General features: G+C 44.0%; 25 protein-coding genes and 1 tRNA gene. 10 read left to right on the top strand and 16 right to left on the bottom strand.

Features of this window, described 5'->3' with window-relative positions; all coding sequences use genetic code 11:
* Window positions 1–12: 12 nt before the first annotated feature.
* From clpX to lpxD, 3 genes are read left to right on the top strand one after another with little or no spacing between them, the layout of a single operon-like run.
* Window positions 13–1,248, top strand: a complete 1,236-nt coding sequence (gene clpX, locus HTH_RS03855; protein ID WP_012963409.1) for an ATP-dependent Clp protease ATP-binding subunit ClpX — start codon at window positions 13–15, stop codon at window positions 1,246–1,248.
* A 19-nt stretch (window positions 1,249–1,267) separates the two neighbouring features.
* Window positions 1,268–1,753, top strand: a complete 486-nt coding sequence (locus HTH_RS03850) for an OmpH family outer membrane protein (RefSeq protein WP_014462588.1) — start codon at window positions 1,268–1,270, stop codon at window positions 1,751–1,753.
* Complete coding sequence (gene lpxD / locus HTH_RS03845; protein WP_012963407.1) at window positions 1,750–2,724, top strand: UDP-3-O-(3-hydroxymyristoyl)glucosamine N-acyltransferase; 975 nt, start codon at window positions 1,750–1,752, stop codon at window positions 2,722–2,724. The genes HTH_RS03850 and lpxD overlap by 4 nt, the downstream gene beginning before the upstream one ends.
* Here lpxD and HTH_RS03840 read toward each other — a convergent pair.
* The 3 genes from HTH_RS03840 to HTH_RS03830 are packed head-to-tail and all read right to left on the bottom strand — an operon-like array spanning window position 2,708 to window position 4,821.
* Entirely contained in the window at window positions 2,708–3,796 is a 1,089-nt protein-coding gene (locus tag HTH_RS03840; RefSeq protein ID WP_012963406.1) for a radical SAM protein, read from the bottom strand. The two genes, lpxD and HTH_RS03840, sit on opposite strands and share 17 nt — an antisense overlap.
* Before the next feature lie 6 nt (window positions 3,797–3,802).
* On the bottom strand, window positions 3,803–4,456 hold the full coding sequence (locus tag HTH_RS03835) for an endonuclease V (RefSeq protein WP_012963405.1): 654 nt from the start codon (window positions 4,454–4,456) through the stop codon (window positions 3,803–3,805).
* The gene (locus HTH_RS03830) at window positions 4,456–4,821 is read right to left on the bottom strand and encodes a hypothetical protein (RefSeq protein WP_012963404.1); all 366 of its coding nucleotides are present in this window, start codon (window positions 4,819–4,821) and stop codon (window positions 4,456–4,458) included. The genes HTH_RS03835 and HTH_RS03830 overlap by 1 nt, the downstream gene beginning before the upstream one ends.
* Before the next feature lie 38 nt (window positions 4,822–4,859).
* Here HTH_RS03830 and HTH_RS03825 point away from each other — a divergent pair, with 38 nt between their 5' ends.
* The 3 genes from HTH_RS03825 to HTH_RS03815 are packed head-to-tail and all read left to right on the top strand — an operon-like array spanning window position 4,860 to window position 8,846.
* Window positions 4,860–7,034 carry a bifunctional alpha,alpha-trehalose-phosphate synthase (UDP-forming)/trehalose-phosphatase gene (locus HTH_RS03825; protein ID WP_012963403.1) on the top strand — a complete coding sequence of 725 codons (2,175 nt, stop codon included), beginning with the start codon at window positions 4,860–4,862 and terminating at the stop codon, window positions 7,032–7,034.
* Entirely contained in the window at window positions 7,027–7,644 is a 618-nt protein-coding gene (locus HTH_RS03820) for a DUF5752 family protein (RefSeq protein WP_012963402.1), read from the top strand. Before HTH_RS03825 ends, HTH_RS03820 begins: the two co-directional genes overlap by 8 nt.
* The gene (locus tag HTH_RS03815) at window positions 7,641–8,846 is read left to right on the top strand and encodes a glycosyltransferase (RefSeq protein WP_012963401.1); all 1,206 of its coding nucleotides are present in this window, start codon (window positions 7,641–7,643) and stop codon (window positions 8,844–8,846) included. The genes HTH_RS03820 and HTH_RS03815 overlap by 4 nt, the downstream gene beginning before the upstream one ends.
* 6 nt (window positions 8,847–8,852) lie before the next feature.
* Here HTH_RS03815 and infC read toward each other — a convergent pair whose 3' ends face one another.
* The 6 genes from infC to alr all read right to left on the bottom strand — a co-directional run bounded on the left by infC (window position 8,853) and on the right by alr (window position 14,785).
* On the bottom strand, window positions 8,853–9,371 hold the full coding sequence (gene infC, locus HTH_RS03810; protein WP_012963400.1) for a translation initiation factor IF-3: 519 nt from the start codon (window positions 9,369–9,371) through the stop codon (window positions 8,853–8,855).
* A 27-nt stretch (window positions 9,372–9,398) separates the two neighbouring features.
* Window positions 9,399–9,794 (bottom strand): hypothetical protein, encoded by a 396-nt coding sequence (locus HTH_RS03805; protein ID WP_012963399.1) that lies wholly within the window; start codon window positions 9,792–9,794, stop codon window positions 9,399–9,401.
* Window positions 9,795–9,885: 91 nt separating this feature from the next.
* Window positions 9,886–10,731: a fumarate hydratase gene (locus tag HTH_RS03800; protein ID WP_012963398.1), complete on the bottom strand. Its 846-nt coding sequence runs from the start codon at window positions 10,729–10,731 to the stop codon at window positions 9,886–9,888.
* Window positions 10,712–11,716 (bottom strand): malate dehydrogenase, encoded by a 1,005-nt coding sequence (locus tag HTH_RS03795; RefSeq protein ID WP_012963397.1) that lies wholly within the window; start codon window positions 11,714–11,716, stop codon window positions 10,712–10,714. Before HTH_RS03795 ends, HTH_RS03800 begins: the two co-directional genes overlap by 20 nt.
* Before the next feature lie 4 nt (window positions 11,717–11,720).
* Window positions 11,721–13,703, bottom strand: coding sequence for an aconitate hydratase (locus HTH_RS03790; protein ID WP_012963396.1), 1,983 nt, complete (start codon window positions 13,701–13,703; stop codon window positions 11,721–11,723).
* Window positions 13,704–13,768: 65 nt separating this feature from the next.
* Window positions 13,769–14,785, bottom strand: coding sequence for an alanine racemase (gene alr, locus HTH_RS03785; protein WP_012963395.1), 1,017 nt, complete (start codon window positions 14,783–14,785; stop codon window positions 13,769–13,771).
* A 105-nt stretch (window positions 14,786–14,890) separates the two neighbouring features.
* Here alr and tpx point away from each other — a divergent pair, with 105 nt between their 5' ends.
* The 3 genes from tpx to epmA are packed head-to-tail and all read left to right on the top strand — an operon-like array spanning window position 14,891 to window position 16,738.
* On the top strand, window positions 14,891–15,403 hold the full coding sequence (gene tpx / locus HTH_RS03780) for a thiol peroxidase (RefSeq protein ID WP_012963394.1): 513 nt from the start codon (window positions 14,891–14,893) through the stop codon (window positions 15,401–15,403).
* A gap of 35 nt (window positions 15,404–15,438) precedes the next feature.
* Complete coding sequence (gene nikR / locus HTH_RS03775; protein WP_012963393.1) at window positions 15,439–15,849, top strand: nickel-responsive transcriptional regulator NikR; 411 nt, start codon at window positions 15,439–15,441, stop codon at window positions 15,847–15,849.
* Between the two features lie 7 nt (window positions 15,850–15,856).
* Window positions 15,857–16,738 (top strand): elongation factor P--(R)-beta-lysine ligase, encoded by an 882-nt coding sequence (gene epmA, locus HTH_RS03770; RefSeq protein ID WP_012963392.1) that lies wholly within the window; start codon window positions 15,857–15,859, stop codon window positions 16,736–16,738.
* On the opposite strand, the gene mtnA is transcribed toward epmA, so the two are convergent.
* From mtnA to nth, 7 genes are read right to left on the bottom strand one after another with little or no spacing between them, the layout of a single operon-like run.
* Entirely contained in the window at window positions 16,719–17,672 is a 954-nt protein-coding gene (gene mtnA / locus HTH_RS03765) for an S-methyl-5-thioribose-1-phosphate isomerase (protein ID WP_012963391.1), read from the bottom strand. The two genes, epmA and mtnA, sit on opposite strands and share 20 nt — an antisense overlap.
* Window positions 17,663–18,430 carry a glycosyltransferase family 2 protein gene (locus HTH_RS03760; RefSeq protein ID WP_012963390.1) on the bottom strand — a complete coding sequence of 256 codons (768 nt, stop codon included), beginning with the start codon at window positions 18,428–18,430 and terminating at the stop codon, window positions 17,663–17,665. Before HTH_RS03760 ends, mtnA begins: the two co-directional genes overlap by 10 nt.
* A complete protein-coding gene (locus HTH_RS03755; RefSeq protein ID WP_012963389.1) occupies window positions 18,427–21,213 on the bottom strand; it encodes a glutamine-synthetase adenylyltransferase in 2,787 nt (928 codons plus the stop codon). Before HTH_RS03755 ends, HTH_RS03760 begins: the two co-directional genes overlap by 4 nt.
* Window positions 21,214–21,216: 3 nt before the next feature.
* Window positions 21,217–22,689, bottom strand: a complete 1,473-nt coding sequence (metG, locus tag HTH_RS03750; protein ID WP_012963388.1) for a methionine--tRNA ligase — start codon at window positions 22,687–22,689, stop codon at window positions 21,217–21,219.
* The gene (speE, locus tag HTH_RS03745) at window positions 22,686–23,528 is read right to left on the bottom strand and encodes a polyamine aminopropyltransferase (RefSeq protein WP_012963387.1); all 843 of its coding nucleotides are present in this window, start codon (window positions 23,526–23,528) and stop codon (window positions 22,686–22,688) included. Before speE ends, metG begins: the two co-directional genes overlap by 4 nt.
* On the bottom strand, window positions 23,525–24,274 hold the full coding sequence (rsmA, locus tag HTH_RS03740; RefSeq protein ID WP_012963386.1) for a 16S rRNA (adenine(1518)-N(6)/adenine(1519)-N(6))-dimethyltransferase RsmA: 750 nt from the start codon (window positions 24,272–24,274) through the stop codon (window positions 23,525–23,527). Before rsmA ends, speE begins: the two co-directional genes overlap by 4 nt.
* The gene (nth, locus tag HTH_RS03735) at window positions 24,271–24,900 is read right to left on the bottom strand and encodes an endonuclease III (protein WP_012963385.1); all 630 of its coding nucleotides are present in this window, start codon (window positions 24,898–24,900) and stop codon (window positions 24,271–24,273) included. Before nth ends, rsmA begins: the two co-directional genes overlap by 4 nt.
* Window positions 24,901–25,015: 115 nt before the next feature.
* Here nth and HTH_RS03730 point away from each other — a divergent pair.
* Window positions 25,016–25,088 (top strand) — tRNA-Phe (locus tag HTH_RS03730).
* Window positions 25,089–25,169 lie beyond the last annotated feature (81 nt).

The following is a 25,169-nucleotide window of genomic DNA, read 5'->3' as shown; positions in this document are numbered from 1 at the left end:
GTGAGTAATAGAATGAAAACATATGCTAAAAACCGATGCTCCTTCTGTGGAAGGTCGCAGGATGAAGTTCTGGTCCTTATAGCTGGTCCCAACGATACCTTTATATGCGATAGGTGCGTGGAAGCTTGCAATTCTGTCATAAAGGAGCAGAAAAAACAGCATACTTATCATGGTCTTGGAAGCATACCAAAACCCGAGAAGATCAAAAGCTTCCTTGACGAGTATGTGGTAGGTCAGGAGAGGGCAAAGAGGATACTTTCCGTAGCCGTTTACAACCATTACAAGAGGGTAAAAGCCAAAGAGATGGGGCTTGGCTTTGACGATGTTGAGGTGGAAAAAAGCAACATACTTCTCATAGGACCTACAGGTTCTGGTAAAACGCTTCTTGCAAAAACCCTGGCTAAGTTGCTCAATGTTCCCTTTGCCATTGCGGATGCCACAAGCCTAACAGAAGCGGGGTATGTGGGCGAAGATGTAGAAAATGTCCTCACCAGACTTTTACAAAACTGTGGGTACGATGTAAAGCTTGCTCAGATGGGCATAGTTTATATAGACGAAATAGACAAGATAGCCAAAAAGTCCGGCATAAATCCCTCCATAACCAGAGATGTGTCGGGTGAAGGTGTTCAGCAGGCACTTTTGAAGATCATGGAGGGGACTGTTGCCAACGTGCCACCGCAGGGTGGTAGAAAACACCCGCATCAGGAGTTTATACAGGTTGATACCACTGACATACTCTTTATTTGCGGTGGAGCCTTTGTAGGACTTGAAGACATAATAAAGCGCAGGCTTGGCAAGTCCACCATAGGTTTTGAATCTCAGGTGAAGGGAGCTTTTAAGGAAATGAATGTGCTTGAGCTTGTGGAGCCGGATGACCTTATACATTTCGGTCTTATACCCGAATTTATTGGAAGACTTCCAGTGATAGCAGTACTGGATGAGCTTACAGAAGAAGACCTTGTCAGAATACTTACAGAGCCGAAAAACTCCTTAGTCAAGCAGTATAAAAAACTCTTTGAGATGGATAATGTGGATCTGGAGTTTACCCAAGAGGCTCTTATAGAGATAGCCAGAGAAAGCATCAAAAGGAAAACGGGTGCAAGGGGACTAAGAGCCATAATGGAAGAGATCATGACGGATGTAATGTTTGAAATACCATCCATGAAGGGAGTGAAAAAGGTGATCATAGATGAGGAAGTGGTCAGAAACAGAATAAAGCCCAAGTATGTTTATAAGGAAGCGGTATAATAAACCACAGGAGGATAGTATGAAAAAGCTCATCCTTGCAAGCCTGCTCTTTAGTGGACTCACTATGGCACAGCAGAAGTTTGCCTGTGTGGACCCAAACAGAATACTCTCCGAGTCTAAATCTGTCTCTCAGGCTCAGGAGCAACTGAGAAAAAAGGTTCAGGATTACCAAAAGCAGCTGGATGAAAAGCAAAAGAAACTTGACGAGCTTAAAAAGCAGATAGAAAGCAAAGGCATAAGTCAGAAGGCAAAAGAGGAGAAGATAAAGGAGTACCAGAAGGTTGAAGCGGAAGGTTTAGAACTCCAGCAAAAAGCTCAAAAGGAAATAGTAGAGTTAAAGAGTAAGCTGGAGGAGGACATACTTAACAAGGTTAGAGGAGTTGCGGAGAGTATAGCCAAGAAAAACGGATACACAGGTGTGCTTGATTGCAGTGCCTTTGTTTATAAGGATCCTGGTATAGATATAACGGACTTAATAATAAAGAGCTTAGACCAAGGTAAATGAAGCTTGGAGATGTAGCAAAGCTTTTGGGGGGCAGACTGGAAGGTGATAAAAACTTTGAGATAGAAGGTGTGTCTTCCGTAGAGAATCCCAAACCAAAGACGCTGGTGTTTTGCTCAAGCAAAAGGGATGTGGAAAGGGTAAAAGATATAAAGCAAGTGGCACTGGTGGTACATACTCCCGTCCAAGATGCCAACTGCGTAGTGGTTGAGGATGTAAAGTACGCCATGGCAATGTTTTTGAGAATTTTTTACCCTGAGGAGCATCCTTCTGGCGTTTCTGAAAAAGCTTACATAGGTGAGGAGGTTATTATAGGAGAAGGAGTTTACATAGCCCCATTTACATACATAGGCAATAAAGTTGTAATCGGAAACCATGTGAAGATATACCCTTTTTCCTACATAGGCGATCAGTGCCTCATAGGTGATGAAACGGTTATATTCAGCGGTGTCCATATATACCCCAGGTGTGTTATAGGTAAGAGGGTGAGAATTCATAGCGGTGCGGTGATAGGTGCGGATGGTTTTGGATATTACATTGGCAAAGAGGGTATAACAAAGCTCCATCATATAGGTAGCGTGGTGATAGAAGACGATGTGGAAATAGGTGCAAACACCACCATAGACAGGGCTCTTATAGACAGGACCATCATAGGCAGGGGCACCAAGATAGACAATCTGGTGATGATAGGACATAACTGTAAGATCGGGGAAAACAACATCTTTGTCTCTCAAGTTGGACTTGCTGGAAGTGTAAAAACTGGCAAGAATGTGGTTCTCGCTGGTCAGGTAGGCGTGGCAGACCATGTGAGCATAGGCGACAATGTCCAAGTGGTGGCCAAATCCGGTGTTGCCAACGACCTTGAAGCCAACGGCACTTACGGTGCTAACCTTCCATCCATAGAGTGGAGCAGGTGGAAGCGCATATACCTGTACCTTCTTAAACTGCCTGAACTTTTCAAAAAAGGCTCTTAGTCCCGTAGTACCTTCCGTTTAATGTGGTATACTGGAGCACCTTTTTGAGGTTTCTTATACCCTTCAGGTCCTGAGGATATCCCAATTTTTTCTCCCTGCGCCTCTTTATTATCTCTTTTGCGGTTTCTCTTCCTATACCGGGCACCCTGATTAAGATACGGTAGTCTGCTGTGTTTAGCTCAACAGGGAAAAGCTCAGGGTTTGCTTGCGCCCAGGCTTCCTTTGGGTCTCTGTCAAGGGGAAGGTTGCCATCCACCAGCACTCTCTTTAGGTCTTCAAGCTCAAAGTGGTAGTCCCTTATGAGAAAGTCCACCTGATAGAGCCTGTACTCACGCAGAGGACTTTCTGGAGGTCTGTTCTCCAGCGGTGTGCCTTTTACAGGAAAGAAGGCGCTGAAGTATATTCTGCTGAGTCTGTAGTGTCTGTTTAGGAAGTGAACGGCTCTTATTATCTCCTCATCCTTTTCTCCATCAACACCCACCATCATCTGGGTGATCTGACTTTTGTCTCTGTAATTTTGCAGTAGCTTATTCACAGCCTCCATCTTGGGAAGTATGTCTTGCAATATGCTTTTACCTTTAGCTATCCTCTTTATCCTTTCTTCCTTTGATGTTTCAATATTTATGGAAACTCTATCCGCCACCTTTACCGCTTCTTCCAGCGTCTGAAGGGATATGCCCGGCATAAGCTTCAAGTGCACATATCCCTTAAAGTCATACTTGCTCCTTAGAATTTTTACTGTATCTATCATCTTTTCCATGATGAACTCAGAGTGTCCGAATATGCCCGATGAGAGGAAAAGACCTTTTACCTTCTTGGAATTGTAGAGCTTCATAAAAGATTTTGCGAGTTCTTCTGGTGGTATGTAGAGCCTTGGAGTTATGTCTCTATCCCTTCTAAAGGCGCAGTAGGTGCAGTTTTTATCGCACATGGTAGTTTGCATAACCTTGAGAACTGGAACTTTGCCTCTTGGCGTAGAAGCCATATATATGCAACTCTCTAAATTTATGTCTCCATCTCTTTCAAAAGCTGTCAATCTGGAAAGGATGCGGAGTTTTTGCTCTTCACCCATCAGGCTTTAATATAGGCGCTTTCTCACCTTCTGTAAGAGGTTGTGTGCGAGCCTTGTAGGTTCAGGAATGCGATAAATGGAAGTTCTTAGCACAAGCTCAATAGCCTTTTTCAAGCTTATTCTGTGCCCTACAGAAACATAAACAGGCTCCGTTCTGTCTTTGGTTCTCAGCACAGCCCCCACTATACTGCCCTTATATGTTAAATAAGAGTAGCTTCCCCTCTTTTCTTCCGGCTCTTTGTAGTAGCCAAAGAGCTTGGTCTTTGCCACACCAATGCTTACGCTGTTTGTGGCTACACCAAAGTGGGAGGCTATACCGCACCCTCTGGGATGAGCTACGCCCTGACCATCTATAAAATAAACATCAGGTTTTATTTTTATCTTTTGGTAAAGTTCAAGCATAAGAGGTAGCTCCCTGAAAGCCAAAAAGGTAGGTATGTAAGGAAAGTCCACAAGGCCTTCTACCACATCCTCATACACAGGCTTTAGAGTGTTTATATCAACTATTACTATGGATGCCCAAGCTTTAGTGGGATTGCTCTTTATGTCTTCAAAGGTGAGGTCTATGCCACCAACAGTGATAAGCTTTTCAAAATCGTCCCTTTGAATTACCTTTTTTGCACACTCCTGCTGTATCTTTTTTAGCTCTTCTATCTCCATCAGTTGCTCTTGCCACCCTCCAGAAGTTCCCTCAAAGGTGGTAAGTTCTGAGGCTGTTGCGCATTTGTGGTAGCCCCCCTTCTGGCAAACCTAAACTCCTCCACCTTTATCTTTCCATCCTCCTTTATATACATCTTACTCCCCCTTATGTCTAGTATATTGCTCCCAAAAGGTACACGCCTTAACTTCCCCTGATCCTCGTAAAATACATAACCTCTTTTGCCCACCTTTACATACCCCAATGGCTGTTTCTGAGCATCCCCTCCCACCTTGGAAAGTTGAGGAAAGACATTCTTACTCATTATCTTTTCCACCTCATTAGAAAAGCCAACACTAAACAACATAAACATCAACATGTAGACCATACGGTAATTATACCGCACCTCTATGCTATACTTATGGCATGAGGTTGGTGGTAATTGCCAACAGGCTTCCTGTAACGGTTAAGAGTCTTGACCCTGTAAAGTTTGAGAGGAGTCCTGGTGGATTGGTATCAGGCATAGAGACTTTTATCAAAAAGGCACGCATCTCTGATTGGGTGTGGATGGGCTGGGGTGGTTCCAACTTAAGAAAAAAGGATGTACAGAAGATAAAGGAACTCCTACTCAATAAACATAGGTGTTTGCCTGCTTATGTGCCTGAGAAGATTATGAACAAGTTTTACAACGGCTTTTGCAACAGGACTCTTTGGCCTCTTTTTCACAGTATGCCTACTCTCGCAACCTACGAAAAAAGCACATGGGAGAGCTACATAGAGGTAAACCGCATATTTCTGAAGACCCTGCTAGAAAACCTTGAAGTGGGCAAAGAAACTCAAATATGGATTCATGACTACCATCTTATGCTTCTGCCCGGCATGCTCAGGGAGGTCCATCCGGAGGCAAAGATAGGCTTTTTTCTTCACATACCTTTCCCACCTCCGGAGATATATGCTCAGTTTCCTTGGAGGAGGGAGATTCTGGAGGGGCTCTTGGGAGCTGACCTTATCGGCTTTCATACCTACGAGTATACGATTAATTTTCTTAGAAGTCTCTCAAGAATCTTAGGCATAGAGCACAGTATGGGGGAGCTGGTGTATTTGGACAGACTGCTAAAGGTGGATACATTCCCGATGGGTATAGATTTTGAGCTTTTCAACTCTATAAAGGGCGTTAGTAAGAAGACAAAGGCTATAAAGCAGGCTCTGGGTAATAAGAAAATAGTTTTCTCCGTAGATAGGCTTGATTACACAAAAGGCATATACAACAGGCTTTTAGCTTTTGAAGACTTTTTGCGAAGGAGGGAAGACTGGAGGGGGAAGGTGGTTCTTATTCTGAATGTGGTACCTTCAAGGGAAGGGGTGGAGCAGTATCAAAGTATGAAGCGCCAAATTGAGGAAAAAGTTGCCCAGATAAACGGCACTTTTGGGTCCGTGGAGTGGGTGCCTGTGCTATATCACTACAAGTCCCTGTCTGTGGAGGACCTTGTGGCACACTATAAAGCCAGCGATGTACTGCTGGTGACCCCTATAAAGGATGGTATGAACCTGATAGCAAAGGAGTTTGTAGCATCGCGAAGGGACCTCAGGGGTGTTCTGGTGCTTTCTGAGTTTGCAGGGAGCAGTAGAGAGCTGGGTGAGGCGCTGGTGGTGAATCCCAACTCAGTAGAGGAGCTATCAAAAGCGATAGAGCTTGCTCTTGAGATGCCTCCTGAAGAACAGGAAAGCAGATTAAGAATTATGCAGGACAGACTCAAAAGGTACGATGTGTTAAAGTGGGGAAGTGAGTTTCTGGAAACCCTTAAAGGGATAGCATCCAAAAGGGATACGCTCAAGACAAAGGAGCTCGGCGACCGGCTCACACGCAAGCTTAAAGACATGTTTAGGAGTGCCAAAAGTAGGCTGCTTCTTGTGGACTACGACGGGACGCTGGTGCCTTTGGCAAAGAGGCCACAGCTTGCTGTACCTACTCAGGAGATAAAGGACATACTTTATCTACTGGGCATGCTGGAAAATACGCAGGTGGTGCTAATATCAGGTAGAAAAAAGGAGCAGCTGCATCTGTGGTTTGGGAATCTACCTATAACCCTTGTTGCAGAGCACGGCTGTTGGGTAAAGGAGCCAAAGAGAGACTGGGATAGCAGGTGTAATATCCAAAGTGAACTCAAAGAGAAAGTAAGAACCATCATGGATACATATGTGGACAGACTTCCTCAGTCTTTTGTAGAGGATAAGGATTTTACCGTAGCCTTTCACTACAGGAACGCAGACCCAGAGATGGCCTCTCTCAGAGTTGCAGAGCTGGTGGATGAGCTTAAAGCTCTAATAGCCAATACGGAGCTTAGCATACTTACGGGAAATAAAGTAATTGAGGTGCGTCCTGCAGGTGTAAATAAAGGTACAACTGCCATATCTTTCTGCCAGAACTGTGATTTTGTGCTGGCCATGGGTGATGACATTACCGACGAGGATATGTTTAAAGCGTTATCCCCGAAGGCTATAACTATAAAAGTGGGGGTGGCTCCTTCCTTTGCCAGGTATCATTTAGCCTCTCAGGTAGATGCCCTAAACCTATTAAAATATCTTGTAGAAAATGGCTGATATCTTTTGTTTTAAGACAGAGGTTTGGGTGCCAGTTTATACAGGCATAAAGGTACAAAACCTTCAGGAGTTTATACAAGCTCTTCGGGCTGTGCCGTGCGGAAGTCTTCTTTATCATCTTTACATCCATCTCTTCAATTACCACAACTTACCTACCGACTATCCTAACAGTTTTTCTTACTGGCTCGCGTCCAACGGCTATGAGGTGCTGGCGGAAAAGGTATCTTCTATAGACCCAACGCGCTACTATGATCTTGAGGTTCTAAGAAACGACATTTTAGCTCTCCTTTCGGAGAGCTCTGAGGAGAAAGTAAAAAGACCTCTCCAGCCCTTTTACTTCATGAGCGTGTACAGGGAGGTGATAGATACGAGCAAATGCGCATCAAACATTGAGGAGCTTCTGGAAGGCATAAAAAGCCTGGGTATTTCTTCCCTTTTTTATCACCTTATCACTTCAAGAATAGATAAAAAAAGCCTTGTAAACGATTACTCTGAGTGGCTGCTCAGTCAAGGTTATGCCAAGAAGGCAGAAGCCATAGATGCCTTGGATGTTTACGCTTTGAACCTTTACGAGGTAAAGGAGCTTATTATAGAGGTGCTGAGCGCATGATAAACCTTGAGGACTACGCCCAGTATGCGGACGGAGAGACAATTGAGGAGCTAAGACTCCTTGCAAGCAGTTTAAAAAACCTTAAGGTGCTTCATATAAACTCCACAAGAGAAGGTGGAGGTGTTGCAGAGATACTTTCAAGGCTTGTACCACTTATGAACGCCTTAGGCATAGAGACCCACTGGGAGGTTTTTAAGGGTTCGGAGGAGTTTTTTCGCTTTACCAAAAAGCTCCACAACATGCTTCACCTTCCCGGTTTTTCCAGAATAGAGAGCCATGAAGTGGCTACATATCTGAGGACCACTTACGAGAACCTGAACAGTATAAAGACAGAAACCTACCATGTAGTCTTCATACACGACCCTCAGCCTATGGGCATGGTGATAAACAAGCAAAAGCACCAAAAGTGGGTATGGCGCTGTCATATAGATACATCAACGCCCGACCCCAAAGCTTGGGACTTTATAGAGCTTTTCGTAAATGCTTACGATGCTACGGTATTTCACATACCAGAGTTTGTTTACCAGAAACTCCAGGTGCCTGCTTACATAATCCCTCCTTCCATAGACCCCCTTCACCCCAAAAATATAGAGCTGGACAGAGATTTTATCCTGCAAACTCTGGAAAAGTTTGGCATAGACCCACAAAGACCCATACTTTTGCAGGTTTCAAGGTTTGATAGGCTCAAGGACCCTATAGGTGTTTATCAGGCTTACAGGATGGTAAAAAGCAAGTATGCATGCCAGCTTATACTGGCTGGCTCTTATGCCAGCGACGATCCTGAAGGAGAAGAAGTTTACAGAGAGATGCTCAATGCCACCGCGGATGACAGGGATGTTTTTGTACTAAACCTTCCTCCCAACAGCCATCTGGAGATAAACGCACTTCAGCGTGCGAGTACGGTAGTCCTTCAAAAATCCATAAGGGAAGGCTTTGGACTTGTGGTTTCCGAAGCCATGTGGAAGCAAAAGCCTGTTATAGGCGGCAATGTAGGCGGTATAAAAAGGCAGATTATAGAAGGTACAACTGGCTTTCTGGTAAACACCATAGAAGGTACTGCATACAGAGCAAGGCAGCTTCTCTCAGACAGAGAGCTTAGGGAAAGGATGGGATTTTACGCAAGGAATAGGGTAAAGCATCGCTTTTTGATTATAAGGCATCTTAAAGATTACCTTGTGCTACTCAAAAGTCTCTTAAGGTAATTTGGTTTATTTTTTGGAGATGGGTAAAAGGGAAAACATAAGAAAAGCTCCTTCTTTCTTGGGTTCTGATTCTATCTTTCCTATATCAGAAAGCTCTTCTAATATTCTTTGCACTAGTCTATCCCCAAGCTCGGGATGTATGTGTTCCCTACCTCTGAACCTTATTCTTATCCTCACCTTATCACCCTCTTCCAGAAACTCCCTCATGTGTTTTAGTTTCACTTTAAGGTCGTGTTCGTCTATTCTGGTGGAGAGCTGTATGTCCTTTACCTCAATGGCGTGTTCTCTCTGTTTCTTCTTGGCAACCTTCTCCTTTTTCTTCTGCTCGTATACAAACTTCCCGTAATCAAGTATCTTGCATACGGGCGGATTTGCTTGAGGAGCTATCTCCACCAGGTCTAACCCCTTCTCCTCAGCTAATTTTAGCGCCTCTTCAAGAGGCACTATGCCTATTTGCTTGCCATTCTCGTCAATGAGCCTAACTTCCTTAGCTCTAATCTGCCTGTTTATTCTGTGATCCTGCATCATCACCTCCAAGTTTTTTCAGGTGTATCATGACATTAAAAGCAAATAAAGGGATAAGAAAAAATTAAGGGAAAAAACTAAGGTTGAAAAGATAGAGAGCTTTCTGAAAAAGCTCCTTCTGGGATGCTCAAAAGGTAAGGTGTCTATATCCCCCAGGGACTTTTTTATTTTCCTAAGGTAGTATGAAATTGTAATGTTTACCCCCAACCCACTCATGAGAAGTAAAGCGTGAAACTTATTGGCATCAGAAATAAGATAAAACATAAGCAATAAAAAAGCAAGAGGGTAAAAGCGCCAGAGTATCCTTCCGTAAAACCTTCCTGCTAAGTTTTTGTTCTGCCTTTCTCTTAAAAGCGTTGGAGCAACTACAAACACTAAGAGGAACAAAGACCCTGCGTAAAGGGCAAGAGGGAGCTTGCTCATAGGGACCTTATCTTTCTGAAGAGTCTAAAAGCAAGACCTGAAAGAAAGAGCAGAGTGATAAAACCTATGACAGCCAGCAAGAGTATATACTTCATAACTCTATCTCTGCGTGTCTTGAGGCATGGCACTGAATGTTAACCGCCACAGGCAAGGAAGCTATATGACAGGGATAAAGCTCAACCCTTACATCCACAGCCGTCACCTTACCGCCAAATCCCATAGGTCCAAGTCCCAGCTTGTTTATGTCCTGTATGAGTTCCTCTTCCATCTTCCTTGCTATAGGGTCATGACTTCTTTCTCCTGTCTTTCTCAGAAGAGCTTTCTTAGAGAGAAGAGCGCACAGTTCAAAATTCCCACCTATGCCTACGCCGACGGTAAGAGGTGGGCAGGCGTTGGGTCCTGCCAGCTTGACTGTTTCAAGGACAAACTTCTTCACACCTTCCCACCCATCAGCGGGCTTTAACATGGCAAGGCGCGAGGTGTTTTCTGAGCCTGCACCCTTTGGAGCAAAGATGATCTTTATTCTATCACCTGGCACTATAAAGGTGTGTATTACAGCAGGTGTGTTATCTCCTGTGTTTTTCCTCTCAAAAACAGGGTCATACACCATGGACGCTCTCAGATACCCTTCCTTGTATGCCTGTCTTATGCCCTCGTTGATGGCATCTATGAGCGACCCACCAACTATATGAACATTCTGCCCTATCTCCACAAAGATCACCGCAACACCAGTATCCTGACAGTAAGCCATCTGCTCCTCTTTGGCAGCCTGTGCATTCAAAAGTATCTGTCTGAGGACCTCCTTTCCTATCTGGGACTCTTCTTTTTCAAGAGACGACTGAAAGGCATATACTACATCCTCAGGAAGCTCGTAATTGGCTTTTATGGCTATCTCTTTAACCGCCTTTATTATCTCATCACAATACACTTCGCGCATGAAGCATTTCCTCCACCACCTTGAGGTTTTTTCTCACCGATGATACAGACCTTCTCCACATTTCCCTCTCTTCGGGCAACATGGGTATGTTTATAATTTCCTCTACACCACAATTGCCAAGTTTTACAGGCACACCTACGCAAACATCCTCAGCCTCGTAATATTTGCCTTCTTCACCTTCAAGATAAACAGAGCAAGGAAGTATCCTCTTGTTGTCTGTCACTATGGCTTCCACCATCTCTACTATGGATGCGGCAGGTGCATAGTAAGCAGATGTTCCCATAAGGTCCACTATCTCACCACCACCAAACTGCGTCCTCTTTATAAGCTCGCTTAGCTTTTCTTTTGGGAGCATATCTTTTAAAGGTATTCCCCCCACATTGGATATGGATATGAGGGGTACCATTTCGTCCCCATGCCCCCCTATAACATATGCGTGTATGTCTTTGGGAGAGACTTTAACCTCTTGGGATATGAAAGTTTTGAACCTGGCAGAATCCAGCACACCCGCCATTCCCATCACCTTTCTCTTGCTAAAGCCTAGCATTTTGTAAACTGCGTAGGTCATAAGGTCAACGGGGTTTGTCACCACTATAATGATGGCTTCTTTGGCATACTGCTTTATCTTCTCGCATATGACGGAAAGGATGGAGAGGTTTTTTTCAAGAAGGTCTTCTCTGGACATACCCGGTCTTCTTGGAAAGCCTGCGGTGATAACTATTATGTCACTCCCTTCCAGCGCTTCATAACCGTTGCCTTCTGGGCTTACGGTATAACCCTCCACCTTTGCGTCAATGTCTATGGCTGCCAGCATCTGCCTTATATCAAGAGCTTTGCCTTTTACAGGTTCTATGACCTTCTCTCCGTCTTTTCTTGGAATGTCAAACATCCTAACATCCACAAGACCTCTCAGAGCCAAAAGGCTTGCCACATGCTCCCCTACATTGCCCGCACCTATCACCGATACAACCTTTCTCATCTTCATAGCTCTACCCTCCTACACTAACTTTCTGCTTGTTCTTTATCCACCTTAAAAGCCCCCCAGATAGCAATACAGATACTTGCTTTGGCGTCAGGCTGTACTTGCAGGCTATCTCCTCCTTGGTAGTTTTGTTAATTACTAAAATTTCCTTTCCTCCTTTAAGTCTATCTATCAGCTCTGGAATATGCACCTCATCACCCAAGGAGAACTTGGCGTAATCTCTCTTATCTACAAACTCAAGGGGCAATATGCCAAAGTTGATAAGGTTTGCGTGATGTATGCGCGCAAAGGATTTGGCAATGACTACTCTGACACCCAAAAATCTGGGAGCCAATGCCGCATGCTCTCTTGAAGAGCCCTGTCCGTAATTTTCACCGCCTATTATGATGTTGGCTATGCCTTTTTCGTCCCTTATCTTTTTAGCCCTACTTACAAACTCAGGGTCCACATAGTGATAAACATATTCGCTTATGGCGTATATGTTGGACCTGAGAGGCAGTATATTTGCACCCGCTGGCATAATGTGGTCCGTTGTAATGTTATCACCTACAATAAGAGAGACCTCCCCTTGTATTTCTGTAGGAAGCTCGTCAAATTCGGGAAGGGGTGCTATGTTGGGACCTCTGTATATTTCCACCTTCTTGGCTTCTTCCTCTGGCAGGGGGGGTATGATGGCTTCGTCTCCGTAAGGGAATCTTTCAGGCATTTGAACCTTTATCCACTTTATACCTTCCCTTTCTGCCAGCCTTCTGGGGTCTATAATCTCACCTGCTATGGCGGAGGCTACGCAGACTTCTGGAGATGCCAAATACACCTTGGCATCCTTTGTGCCTGACCTTCCTTCAAAGTTTCTGTTGAAGCTCCTTACGGACACTCCTCCGCTGGGAGGTGCGTATCCCATACCTATACATGGACCGCAGGCACTCTCCAACACCCTTGCTCCGGCTTTTAGAAAGTTGAGAAGTATACCCTCTTGAGCGATGAGTTCAAGAGCCTGCTTTGACCCCGGAGCTACCGCAAATATAACATCCGGGTGTATCCTCCTTCCTTCCAGCATCTTCCCGGCACGGGTAAGGTCTACAAAGGAGGAGTTGGTGCAAGAGCCTATGACCACCTGATCAACCTTTACACCTTCTACCTCTCTTACGGGCACCACATTGTCCGGAGAGTGTGGGCATGCTATGAGAGGCTCCAGCTCAGAAAGATTTATCTCAATGACTTCATCATACTCGGCATTTTCATCCGGCAAAAGCTCTATCCAGTCCTCCTCCCTTCCCTGAGCTTTGAGATATGCCCTTGTTATCTCATCGGAGGGAAATATTGAAGTGGTAGCACCAAGCTCTGCACCCATGTTGGTTATGGTGGCTCTCTCTGGAACGGAGAGCTCCTTTATACCCTCACCGAAGTATTCAAATATCTTGCCAACACCACCCTTTACAGTGAGCCTTCTTAAAAGCTCAAGTATTATATCTTTTGCAGTTACCCAAGGGGGAAGTGTGCCCGTTAGCTTTACACCAACTATCCTGGGCATCTTCAGATAGAAAGGCTCACCCGCCATCGCTGCAGCAACATCAAGACCGCCGGCACCTATAGCCAGCATGCCAACTCCACCCGAGGTGGGAGTGTGGGAATCAGACCCCAACAGAGTTTTTCCGGGCTTTGCAAACCTCTCCACATGAACCTGATGGCATATACCATTGCCAGGTTTTGAAAGATAAACGCCGTAGCGCTTGGCAACGCTCATAAGATATTTGTGGTCATCAGGGTTTTTATAGTCCGTCTGAAGCATGTTGTGGTCTATATAACTCACGGAAAGTTCCGTTTTTACCCTATCAACTCCCATAGCTTCAAACTGGAGGTACGCCATAGTGCCAGTAGCGTCCTGCGTAAGTGTTTGATCTATCTTTATGGCTATCTCCTCACCAGGAATGAGCCTTCCACTTACCAGATGTTTTTCAATTATCTTGTATGCTACAGTACCTTTTGCCATGAGATCCTCCTGTGCAAAAAGTGATGATATATATTATAGACTTTTTACAACCTTGTACGATGACTTTAAACAACAACCCTCTTTATGCGACTGGACAGATGGCACATGATTTCGTAAGGTATGGTTCCTGCAAGTTTGGCAAGATGGCTAAAGCTCTGATGGGGTCCCACCACTTCCACCTCGTCACCCACCTGCGCATCCGTATCATCCAGGTCCACCATCGTCATATCCATGGTGATGTTTCCAAGTATTCTCAAAGGCTTATCCTTCCAATAGAGACATCCCACATTAGAGAGGGCCTTTGCCAAGCCATCAGCATAGCCAAAAGCTACCACACCTACCTTTTTCTTCCTGTCAGTGATAAAAGTCCTTGAGTAAGAAACGGGATAAGAAGGCGGTAGATACTTTACTGATAAGATGCGCGCCTTTATGCTGATGGCTCTTTTGAGCTCTATAGGATAATCAGGAGCAGGCTTTTCACCGTACATGGCAAGACCAATTCTTACATGCGTAGCAAATGGGACCATATAAACTATCCCAGCAGAACTCTCCAAATGAATATCTACATTTGAATAAGCTTTAACTATCTTTTTAAACTTCTCTATCTGCATAAGGGAAAAGTCCTTATCCAGAGGGCTTGACAGATGCGTAAGCACCCCCTTTACCCTTCTATCTTTTATCAGAACATCTTCAAAAAAGCCTAACCTTCCCATACCCGTGTCATACTTTACATGAAAACCGATATCAAGCCCTTCAATAGCCCTTAGATGAGCCTCATGTGAAACAACCGGAGTTAAAGCATACTCAATAAGAGCCTTCCGCTCACCCTTGAAAACTCCCCCAAGAATAAGTATGTCTTTTTTTATACCAGCCTTTCTAAGCTCTATACCCTCCTCAACGCAAGCGACTGCAAAAGAAGACACCTCATCAAGCGCCTCCAGTATAGGGCATATGTGCACAGCGCCAATACCGTAAGCATCCGCCTTGACAACCGCTATGACCCTTTTGCCAGAAAAATCCCTTATAGCTTTTATGTTTTGCCTTATGGCATCAGCATCTATCTCTAATACCGCTCTTGCCATATCAAAATTGTCCTTTTATTATAATCCATGCTGATGTGTATCATCTTGCAGTCTTCTTGCGAATTCTTTTAAAATTCCATATAAACTTAAAAAGGAGGTTTTAACATGGCTCAAACGGTTACATTAAAGGGAAATCCTGTTGCCTTGTCGGGACCAGCACTCTCTGTAGGTGATAGAGCTCCAGAGGCTGTAGTTGTTACAAAAGACCTTCAGGAAAAAGCCATAGGCGGTGCAAAGGGAGTAGTTCAGGTGATAATAACGGTGCCATCCCTTGATACACCTGTTTGTGAAACAGAGACCAAAAAGTTTAACGAAATGCTGGCGGGTTTAAAAGGCGTAGATGTCACAGTAGTATCCATGGACCTTCCCTTTGCGGAAAAGAGGTTCTGCGAGAGCTTTAACATAGGAAATGTAACCGTGGCTTCTGACTTTAGATACAGAGACATGGAAAAGTACGGTGTGCTGATATCAGAAGGAGCATTAAAGGGAATACTGGCAAGAGCGGTTTTTGTGGTGGACAAGGAGGGCAAAATAGCTTATATCCAGCTCGTTCCAGAAATCACTCAGGAGCCTAACTACGATGAGGTGATACAAAAGGTAAAGAGCCTTCTTTCTTGACTTTTTGCTCTGGCTGATACATAATACAGTCAATAATGAAGGAAAATGTAGTCAGGTTTTGCGTATCTTTGCCTCAAGATCTGCTAAGGGAGCTTGACAGAAGAATAATAAAAAGGGGTTATTCATCAAGGTCTGAGCTGGTGAGGGATCTTATAAGAGAGCTTATGATAGAAGATAGGTGGCAGGAGGGGGAAGAGGTGATAGGTGTATTGACCATCATATACGACCACCACCAGAGGGAGCTTACACAAAAAATGCTTGACATCCAGCACAGCGCTTATGTAAAGGTGCTTTGCAGTACGCACATACACCTGGATCATCACAACTGCCTTGAAAACATAGTGTTAAAGGGTAGACCTCACGAGATAGAGAGTATAGCCATCAGCATAGGTGGGTTAAGGGGTGTAAAGTTTGCAAAGCTCACAAAGGCTTCCAATGCTTTATAATCATGGCATGCTTGTTAAAGAGTGGAGTGAGTTTTTAGACAAGGTTAGAAGCTTTTTTAAGAGAAGGGGATATTTTGAGGTGGATACCAGCATACTACAGCCTTATCCCAACATTGATCCTCATGTGGAGCCTTTTAGTATTGATACGGAAGGTTTAGCAGACTGTCCCAAACGGCTTTGGCTAAGGACTTCTCCGGAGAACTCTATGAAAAAGCTTCTTAGCAAATATCAAATGGATATCTTTCAGATAGGAAAAGTCTTTAGAAAGGACCCCTGTGGCAGGCTTCACAGACCTGAATTTACTATGTTAGAGTGGTATAAAGTGGGGCAGGACTATAAGTATCTTATGAAAGAGATAGAGGAGTTCCTTAAGTATTTAGGCTTTTCTGAAGATTGTGAGGTCATAAGGCTGGAGCATGCTTTTGAAGAGTATGCAGGAGTTATACTTTCCGAAGATGAGGAGATATTCAAAAACAACCTGATAGCTTACGGCTATCCTTTTAGCGACCAAGAGGACTGGGAAACCCTTTTTTATAGGATTTACATAGAAGTGGAAAGGCATCTGGGACATGAAAAACCGACATTTATAACCCACTTTCCTTCACGGATTGGCGCGTATGCAAAGGTAAAAGATGGGTATGCGGAGAGGTTTGAGCTTTATATAAAGGGTGTGGAGATAGCCAACGGCTGGACGGAGGAGACTTCCAAAAGTGAGATAGAAAGAAGGATGAAGCTCTATCTTCAGGGGAGGGACCTACCAATAGATGAGGAGCTTATAAAAGCTTACGAAAACTTTCCTCCGTGTGCTGGATGTTCCATAGGTCTTGAGAGACTGTTTATGGTTTTGATGGGTCTAAACAGTATAGACTTTATCTGTTGGGATAAATAATCCCTTTCTCGGTTATTATGGCTGTTATGTTCTCTGCTGGGGTTATATCAAAAGCTATATGAAGGGCTTTTGTTTCTTTGGGTGAAAAGTGACATCCTTTGAAGGATTTTACTTCTTCCTCGGATCTTTCTTCTATGGGCACATCTTCACCGCTTTCCATGTTGGGGTCAAAGGTGGATGTAGGTGCCACCACATAAAAGGGTATGTTATGGGTTTTGGCAAGCACGGAAAGGGTGTAAGTGCCTATTTTGTTGGCTACATCTCCCCTTTTGGTTATTCTGTCCGCACCTACAAAGACTGCGTCTATGAGTCCTTTTTTCATAAGAAAGCCTGCTGTCATATCCGTTATGAGTGTGTGGGGGATGCCCTCTTTGAGAAGTTCCCAGGCGGTAAGCCTTGCTCCTTGCATGTAAGGTCTTGTTTCATTCACAAAAACGTGGATTCTCTTGCCAGAGTAGTGAGCCGACCTTATAACTCCCAGAGCTGTACCCCAGCCAGCAGTTGCCAAAGCTCCCGTGTTGCAATGAGTCAAAACCCTCATACCATCATCTATAAACTGACTTCCTATTTCTCCCATCCTTCTGTTAGCCTCGTAGTCTTCCCTCTCTATGCTTATAGCTTCCTCAGTTATATCCCTTCCCTCTTTTAGAGCCTTCATCATCCTATCCAGAGCCCAGAAGAGGTTATAAGCGGTGGGTCTTGTGCTTTTTAAAACCTCATAAACCTTTTGCGGGTCCTCTTTTTTAACTCCCAAGACAAAGCCGTATGCTGCCACACAGCCTATTGCGGGAGCGCCTCTGACTGCCATCTCTTTTATAGCTTTTGCCACAGCCTTGTGATCCCTTAGCTCTAACCAAACTTCCTTTTGGGGAAGCTCTCTCTGGTCCAGCAAAAGAAGGTGGTCATCCTCCCAGTAAAAAGCTCTCACTTCCATAGCTTATCTCCATACTTTTCCTTTAGCTCCATCTCCCATAAAAACAGGTACTTTAAAAATACATAAAAGAAGGTGGAAAAGGCAATGGAAATTCCTCTAAGCCCCTCCAAAAAGCCCAGCTTTAGAAAGTAAACCTTATAGGCATCCCAGAAGGGATTAAGAAGAAGTTTATACAGTCTGAACTTCTTTCCTTCCTCCTTCATAGCTTTTGCCATCAGCCTTGCATACTCCACAAGCTTTTTATACTGATGGTTAAGGCTTTTAAAAGAGTAGTGATTTAGATAGCCTTTGAGCTTTCCAGCTTTACCTGAAAAGATAGCCTTTTCGTGAAGCACTCCTTCAAAGCGCACATGTCCCTTTTTGAAAAGCCTTACTCTCCATTCGGGTTGCCATGCATGAGAGAGAAACCTTCCCATGTAGTAGGTCCTTCTGTTTACCATATAAGCCTTATACTCTTGAGTAGAAATAGCTTCTCTTATAGAGTCTCTTAGTTCCTCCGTTAGCTCCTCGTCCGCATCCAAAAGGAAAATCCACTCCCCCTGACAGAGTTCAATTCCATAATTTATCTGCTGTGAGTAGCCCTGCCACTCCTTGAAAAAAACTTCAGCTCCCATATCCCTTGCCAGCTTTATGGTGTTATCCTCTGAGCCAGAATCCAACACCACAATCTCATCTGCAAGTCCCTGCGCGCTCCTTATAGCCCTCTGGATGTTTCTCTCTTCATTCTTTGTGCGGATAAGCACCGAAAGCCTCTTCAATCAAAAACCTCCAAAAATATCTCTCTTAGCTCTCCCATGGATGCTTTTAGAGTTTCTAAAAATTCCTCCTTTTCCATGTTTAAAGAGCTTGCAACTCTTGGAGCGTCTTGTGGAGTAAGTACAGATGTGCCTCTCTCTTTGGAGAGTCTTAGCTTTGTCTCCACAAGCCTCAAAAACATGTAGTTTTCGTAAGCTTTCTTTAGTATAGGATGTTTTACCAACAACTTTTCGTAAGCAGTTATCATAGAAGGCTCCCTGAGTCTTTCAAGAATTATAAAGTATTGCACCAAAAACTCACCGTCTATTATGCCACCCGGGGAAAACTTAAGGTCTATGGCACCAGCTCCCCTTTTTGCCTGCCCCTCCAAGGCATACCTTATACTCTTTATCTCCTCCTTCTGCTCCTTTCCCATTGGCGTATCAAAAAGAAAGCTCTCAAGGATGTGCTCAAATTCTTGGTAAAGCTCTGTGTCCCCCGCAATGAATCTGCAGCGTGTCCATGCTATTCTCTCCCATGTTCTTGCGTATTTGGAAAAGTACTCCTTGTAAAAGTCCATTGAAGGTACAAGCTCTCCCTTCGTCCCCATGGGTCTTAAGCGAAAATCTACATCGTAAAGGTATCCCTCCTTTGTGTGGGTAGTCAAAAACCTCACAAAGTCCTGCGCGAGTTTCACCCTCTCAGCCATGTGATCTCTTCCCACAAACACCAGATCAAGGTCAGAGCCCAAAGAGAGCTCTGAGCTTCCGTATTTGCCCAGCGCCAAAAGCATCATGCTTTCCTTTTCAAGCCTTAGCCTCTCCCATAGCTTTTCCATAAGAAAGTCAGCAAGATTTGTAAGACTCCTGAAAAAGTCCTTGAGCTTTTTATATCTTTCGTCCTTTTTGGCAAGATATACGAGAACTATCCTCACTTCCCACACCTTTTTAAACCTTCTGAAGGTGTTTTCTAAGCTAAGTCCCAGCGTTTTTTCGTACTTTTCAAACTCCTCCTCAAAAAGAGTCCTTTCGGGAAAGTCCTGATAGAGCGTCAAAAGGTCCTCCACCAAGTCCGGATTTCTGCTCACCAGCGTGGAAAGGTAAGAAGAGAGGGAAAACACCTTACAGAGTATCTTGACCACATCTTCTTTTGAAGGGCTAAGGATCACCTTCCTTCCCGTGGGGTTTGAGAAAAATTTGTCAAAGTTGTTTAGAGTTTCGTCTGGGTCTGAGGATGCGGACATATAAGAGAGTATTTGCGGAAGCATTTCCAAAAACTTTTTCCTTTCGTAGTTGGAAAGCTTTATACCTTCTCTGCCATGCACATAGCTAAGAAGCATGTTGTAAGCTCTTACAGGGTTTTTAAAGCCCAGCTGGGAGAGTATCTCTTTTGCAAAGTTTATGTCCTCTGACAATACCGCCTGCTGTATGGGCTCAAGCTCCTTGCTTTCATGGGAGGGTATTATGCTGACAAATATCTTGCTTACGCCTTTTGTATAATAGCTTAGCGTTTTTTCAAAATCCTGGGGAGCAAGGCCCATCATCTTAGCCACCAGAGGTATGTCTTCTCTTGTTAGTTTCTGGGTTTGTATGCACTTGTAGATTTGCAACTTGTGTTCCAACCTTCTTAGGAATTCGTACGCCTTTTCCAAAAACCCTGCTTCTTCGTCGGAAAATATCCCCTTCTGGTTTAACTTCCATATGGCTTTGAAGGTGTTGCTCTCTCTCAAAAAGGGGAACTTCCCGCCCAAAAGCAGCACAAGAGACTGAACTGCAAACTCCAGCTCTCTTATACCACCTTCGCACAGCTTTATGTCAAGGGAAGACAGAGTTTGCCTCTTTGCCTGAGAGATTATCTGCGCCTTTATGAGCTGAACCTCCTCTATGACTCTGTAATCCACAGTTCTTTTAAAAACAAAAGGCGTTTTCACTTCCTGCTCAAAGGTCTGGTAGAGTTCCTCATCACCCGCTGAAAATCTGGCACGCAAAAGGGCAAACCTCTCCCAGATCCTTCCGTAAGATTCATAATAAAGTTCCGCGCTCAAGAGGGGCATGCTGATGGGTCCAGACCTTCCAAAGGGTCTAAGGTCCAGGTCCACCTCGTAGGGCTTTCCTTCTGGTGTTATCTTTGTCATCAGACTAACAACCTTTTGAAATACCTTGGAGAAAAATTCGTTAAGGTTCAGCTTTCCAGCCTGTCCCTTGTCGGATGAGTGTATAAACATTAAGTCAATGTCCGAGTAGTAATTGAGTTCATAGCTTCCCAGCTTTCCAAGAGCTATTATACAGGCACTTGCTGGTCTGCCACCTTCCTCTACCGGCTGGCCGTATGCTTGTTTAAACTCTTCTAAAGCTCTTGAGTAGCAATATTCCAGCATGGCATCGGGAAGATGTGAATACTCAACAAGAAGGTCCTCAAGCTTTGAAGTTCCCAGTATCTCTTTGGACAGTATTCTCATAAGTTCCCTGTGTCGGTAGTAGGCTAACCTCTTGGAAAACTCATCATCAGGCAGGCTATCGCTCAAAAGCTCTTTTAGTTCCTTTATGTAGTCCTCTTTTTTCTTACTGATATACCAAATGCCAGGTATGGTTTTCTGAAAGTCCTCCGGGTGGTTTATGAGGAATTTTCTCATGCAGTCCGAGTGGTCAAGCAGTTCAAGAAGTAGTATAAACCTCCTCTGGTTGAGGTAATCTATGAGACTTTTCGGGTTTGGGTGTCTTTTTAGCATATCTTCTAAACTCTCTCTTGCTTTGGCTGGGTTTATAAGTCTTTGCTGGGCAAGCTGCCACCACTCAGAGGGAAACATCTTTTATATCCTTCTTGGGAAGAGGAGAAGTTTTTCTCTGACTGAGTAAGAGCCAAAGCTGTAAGGTACTATCTTTTCTGGCAAGGTTTCTATGCCAAAGCTTTCAAATACAAGCTCCATTTTACTTGGCATAAAGGGATAAAGAAGGTAAGCTAAGACAAAGAGACCATCGGTAAGCGTATAAAGGACATCTTTTAGCTTTTTCTCGTCAGACTTGGCTAAGCTCCAAGGTGCCTTTTCATCCACATACTTGTTCAAAAAGTTGGAGAGCTTAAGCACTGCCTCAAGAGCGTTGTAAAAGTCCACCTTTTCCATTCTGTGATGGTGGTCCTTTATCACCTCCCCGCAGAAAGCCTCGTAGGACCTGTCCTTTTCGCCAGATGCTTTCCCTTCCGTATACCTTATGACCATAGAGCTTACTCTGCTAAAGAGATTACCTATTTGGTTGGAAAGCTCTCCCACAAGCCTGTTTTTTAGGCCTTCCTGCGTTATGTCCCCATCCTGACCAAAGGGTACCTCCCTCAGGAGAAAGTACCTTACCTCATCAAGTCCATAATCTTGCACCATCTTATAAGGGTCTATGACATTTCCTAAGGATTTGGACATTTTTTTACCCTCCACCTTCCACCAACCATGAGCAAAGATGCTTTTGGGCACCTGATAGCCTACGGACATTAAAAAAGCTGGCCAGTATACTGCATGAAACCTTAAAATGTCTTTGCCTACCAGGTGCAGGTCCGCAGGCCAGTAATGTGGCCTGTCATAAAGGGCAGATATGTAGTTAAAGAGAGCATCAAACCACACATATATGGTCTGCTCTCTGTCAAAGGGAACTTCTATACCCCACTTTACTCTGACGCTGGGTCTTGTGATGGAAAGATCCTTAAGCCCCTGCTTTACAAAGCTTATAACCTCATTCCTTCTGTATTCAGGCATTATAAAATCTTTATGCCATTCGTAAAGTCTGATAAGCTCTTCCTCATACTTGGAAAGTCTGAAGAAGTAAGATGGTTCTTTTACATACTCACAGGGTTTTAAGTGCACCGGACAGATGTTTCCTTCCAAAAGTTCGCTTTCGGGCTTAAACTCTTCACATCCCACACAGTACCAGCCTTCGTACTCACCTTTGTATATGTCTCCGTTCTCATAACTCTTTACAAAAACTTCCTGCACAAACTTTATATGCTCTTCATCTGTAGTCCTTATAAACCTATCGTAGCTTATGTTCATAAACTTCCAAAGCTTTTTGAAGTTTTCCGCGTTTTGGTCCGCCAATTCCTTGGGTGATATACCTCTCTCCTGAGCGGATTTTTGTATCTTTAGTCCATGCTCATCTGTACCCGTAAGAAAGAAAACACTGTAGCCTCTTTGTCTGTAAAACCTTGCCAGAACATCCGCCGCCACAGTAGTGTAGGCATGCCCTATATGAGGCACATCGTTAACATAGTATATGGGAGTGGTGATATAAAACTTCATACCTGATACTCACCAGATATGAGCTTTTGATAAAAACTTTCGGGAAGGAAGGCATGCCGGTGCATGTCAGCACTATAGAGCTTTGTCTGAACGCTCACCTCCCTTGAAGGATTTCTAACAGGGTGCTTCTTTGATGCTATGGAAAAGGACCACCAGTAGCCTGCATATCCCGGTATCACAGCCGTATAAAGGTCCACTATGGGAAAGACCTTCTTCAGAGATTTTTGCACTCTTCTTACTATGTCTGGGTGGTAATGTATGGACTCTGTCTGCCCAACATACACGCCATCCTCTTTGAGCGCTCTAAACACATATCTGAAAAACTCCTCTGTGGTCAGCACATGAGCAAATCCAACAGGGTCGGTGGAATCAACTATTATCACATCAAACTCCTGCTCATAGTCCTGCACATACTTGTAGCCATCTTCGTTAACAACTATAGCTCTTGGGTCCTCAAAGGCTACCGACATGGTAGGGAAGAAGCTTTTAGAGACTTCTATCACCTGTTTATCTATATCTACCAACACTGCCCTTTTTACCTCCTTGTGCTTTAGCACCTCCCTTAGAGCTCCTCCGTCTCCTCCTCCTATTATGAGGACATTTTCTGGATTCGGATGAGCATACAGAGGAATGTGGGATATAAACTCGTGATATATAAACTCAAACTTCTCATCACACTGAGCCACACCATCAAGGATAAGAACCCTACCAAAGTGTGGCGACTCAATGACCATTATCTCCTGATACTCACTTTTGCCCTCGTAAAGAATTTTAGAAACTGGGTAGCAGTGCCTAAGAGGAGCATACGGATCGCGCTCAATAAAGAACACATCCATCATTTCTTATCCACCTCATGAGTTTTTGATAGATTATACAACAAAAGGACATGAGCAACTGAAAGCTCTTCCACCCTCTTGAGGGGGTCAATATTCGCCATTTTTAATATGTCCTCCTCTATCTTGCTCTTTATAGCCTTCCTTCTCATAGAGTATAATTTTGTGAGAAATCTTTTGTAGTCTTTTTCATCCTCTATCATCTCCCCGTCTGGCTTCCTTACAAATTCCAACAGTGCGGACTGGACTTTTGGCTTTGGGAAAAAGAACCTTGCAGGCACACTCATTACGTAATTAAGGTCATAAAAAGTTCTTACGAAGGTGGAGAGCCACGAAGGACCTTTTAATAGCTTCTGCGCCACTTCCTTCTGTAGCATAAAGAGAGCAAAGGGGATGCACTTTCTGTGTATGACGGTATTCTCAACTATAAGACTAGCCACATTGTAAGGAAGGTTTCCGACGAGCTTGAGCTCTCCACCTAAGGAGCAAATATCAAATTGAGTGGCATCCGCAAGGAATATCTCCACTCTATCATCCTCTATCTTTTTTAGCTCATGCACCATCTGAGAGTCTATTTCTATGAGGTAGAGCTTTTTAAGGGGAGTATTTAAAAGCTCACGGGTGAGATTTCCAGTCCCTGGACCTATCTCCAGCAGTATATCACCTTCTTGTATGCTAAGGCGCTCTACTATAGCTTTTATAACACCCTTAGATAGTAGTATATGTTGTCCGTATCTCTTTTTTAGCCTCAAGATTCTCTTGAAGGGCAAAGGTCATAAAGTACGCACTCTTTGTGCTTGGGATTTTTGGCAGTGCATATGTACCTGCCGTGCAGTATAAGGAGGTTGGAGAGTTTTCCCCACTCTTCTTTGGGAGTTATCTGCATAAGTTCTTGCTCTATCTTATCTGGCTTTTCTTCCTCAGTAAGTCCCAGCCTTTTGCTCACTCTTGCCGTGTGCGTATCAACCGCTATGCCTTCGTTTATGCCAAAGGCGTTATAAAGGATCATGTTGGCAGTCTTTCTTCCCACACCCGGAAGTCTTGTAAGCTCCTCTATGCTTTTGGGAACTTCCCCACCGTAATCTTCAATTATCATCTTACAAGCACCTTTTATATACTTTGCCTTATTTCTGTAATAATTTATTGAGCTTATATCTTCTTGTAGCTCCTCAAGTGGCACCCTAAGGTAATCCTCAGGCGTCTTGTACTTTTTAAAAAGCCTTTCCGTAACATGATTTACTTTAGCATCCGTTGTTTGAGCTGCAAGTATAACCGCAATGAGAAGCTCAAAAGGGTTTTTAAAGTTTAGCTCCAACTTATTGGGATAAACCTTCTCAAGCCTGCGTATAACCTCTACCACAAGTTCTTCCTTCTGCATATAACTTTATTATACATACTTTACCAGCTTCTCAATCCTGTTTTTTTCAGCTCAGTGGCAGGGGTTGTTTTGTGTGCATGCTTTGGGCATTTTATTTGATATAATATTTTTGTCAGGCCCGGTAGCTCAGTTGGTAGAGCACCCGGCTGAAAACCGGGGTGTCGGCGGTTCGATTCCGCCCTGGGCCACTTTTAAAAGTTCAACCCTCACTCTGTAATCTATGAGTATTTCAAGAGGCTCCATCTTAAGGTTTTCATCTCTGAGGGGTA

This window comes from Hydrogenobacter thermophilus TK-6 (assembly GCF_000010785.1).
Taxonomy (GTDB): domain Bacteria; phylum Aquificota; class Aquificia; order Aquificales; family Aquificaceae; genus Hydrogenobacter; species Hydrogenobacter thermophilus.
The sequence above is the reverse complement of the archived record's forward strand: the minus strand, read 5'-3'. Positions and strand labels throughout refer to the sequence as shown.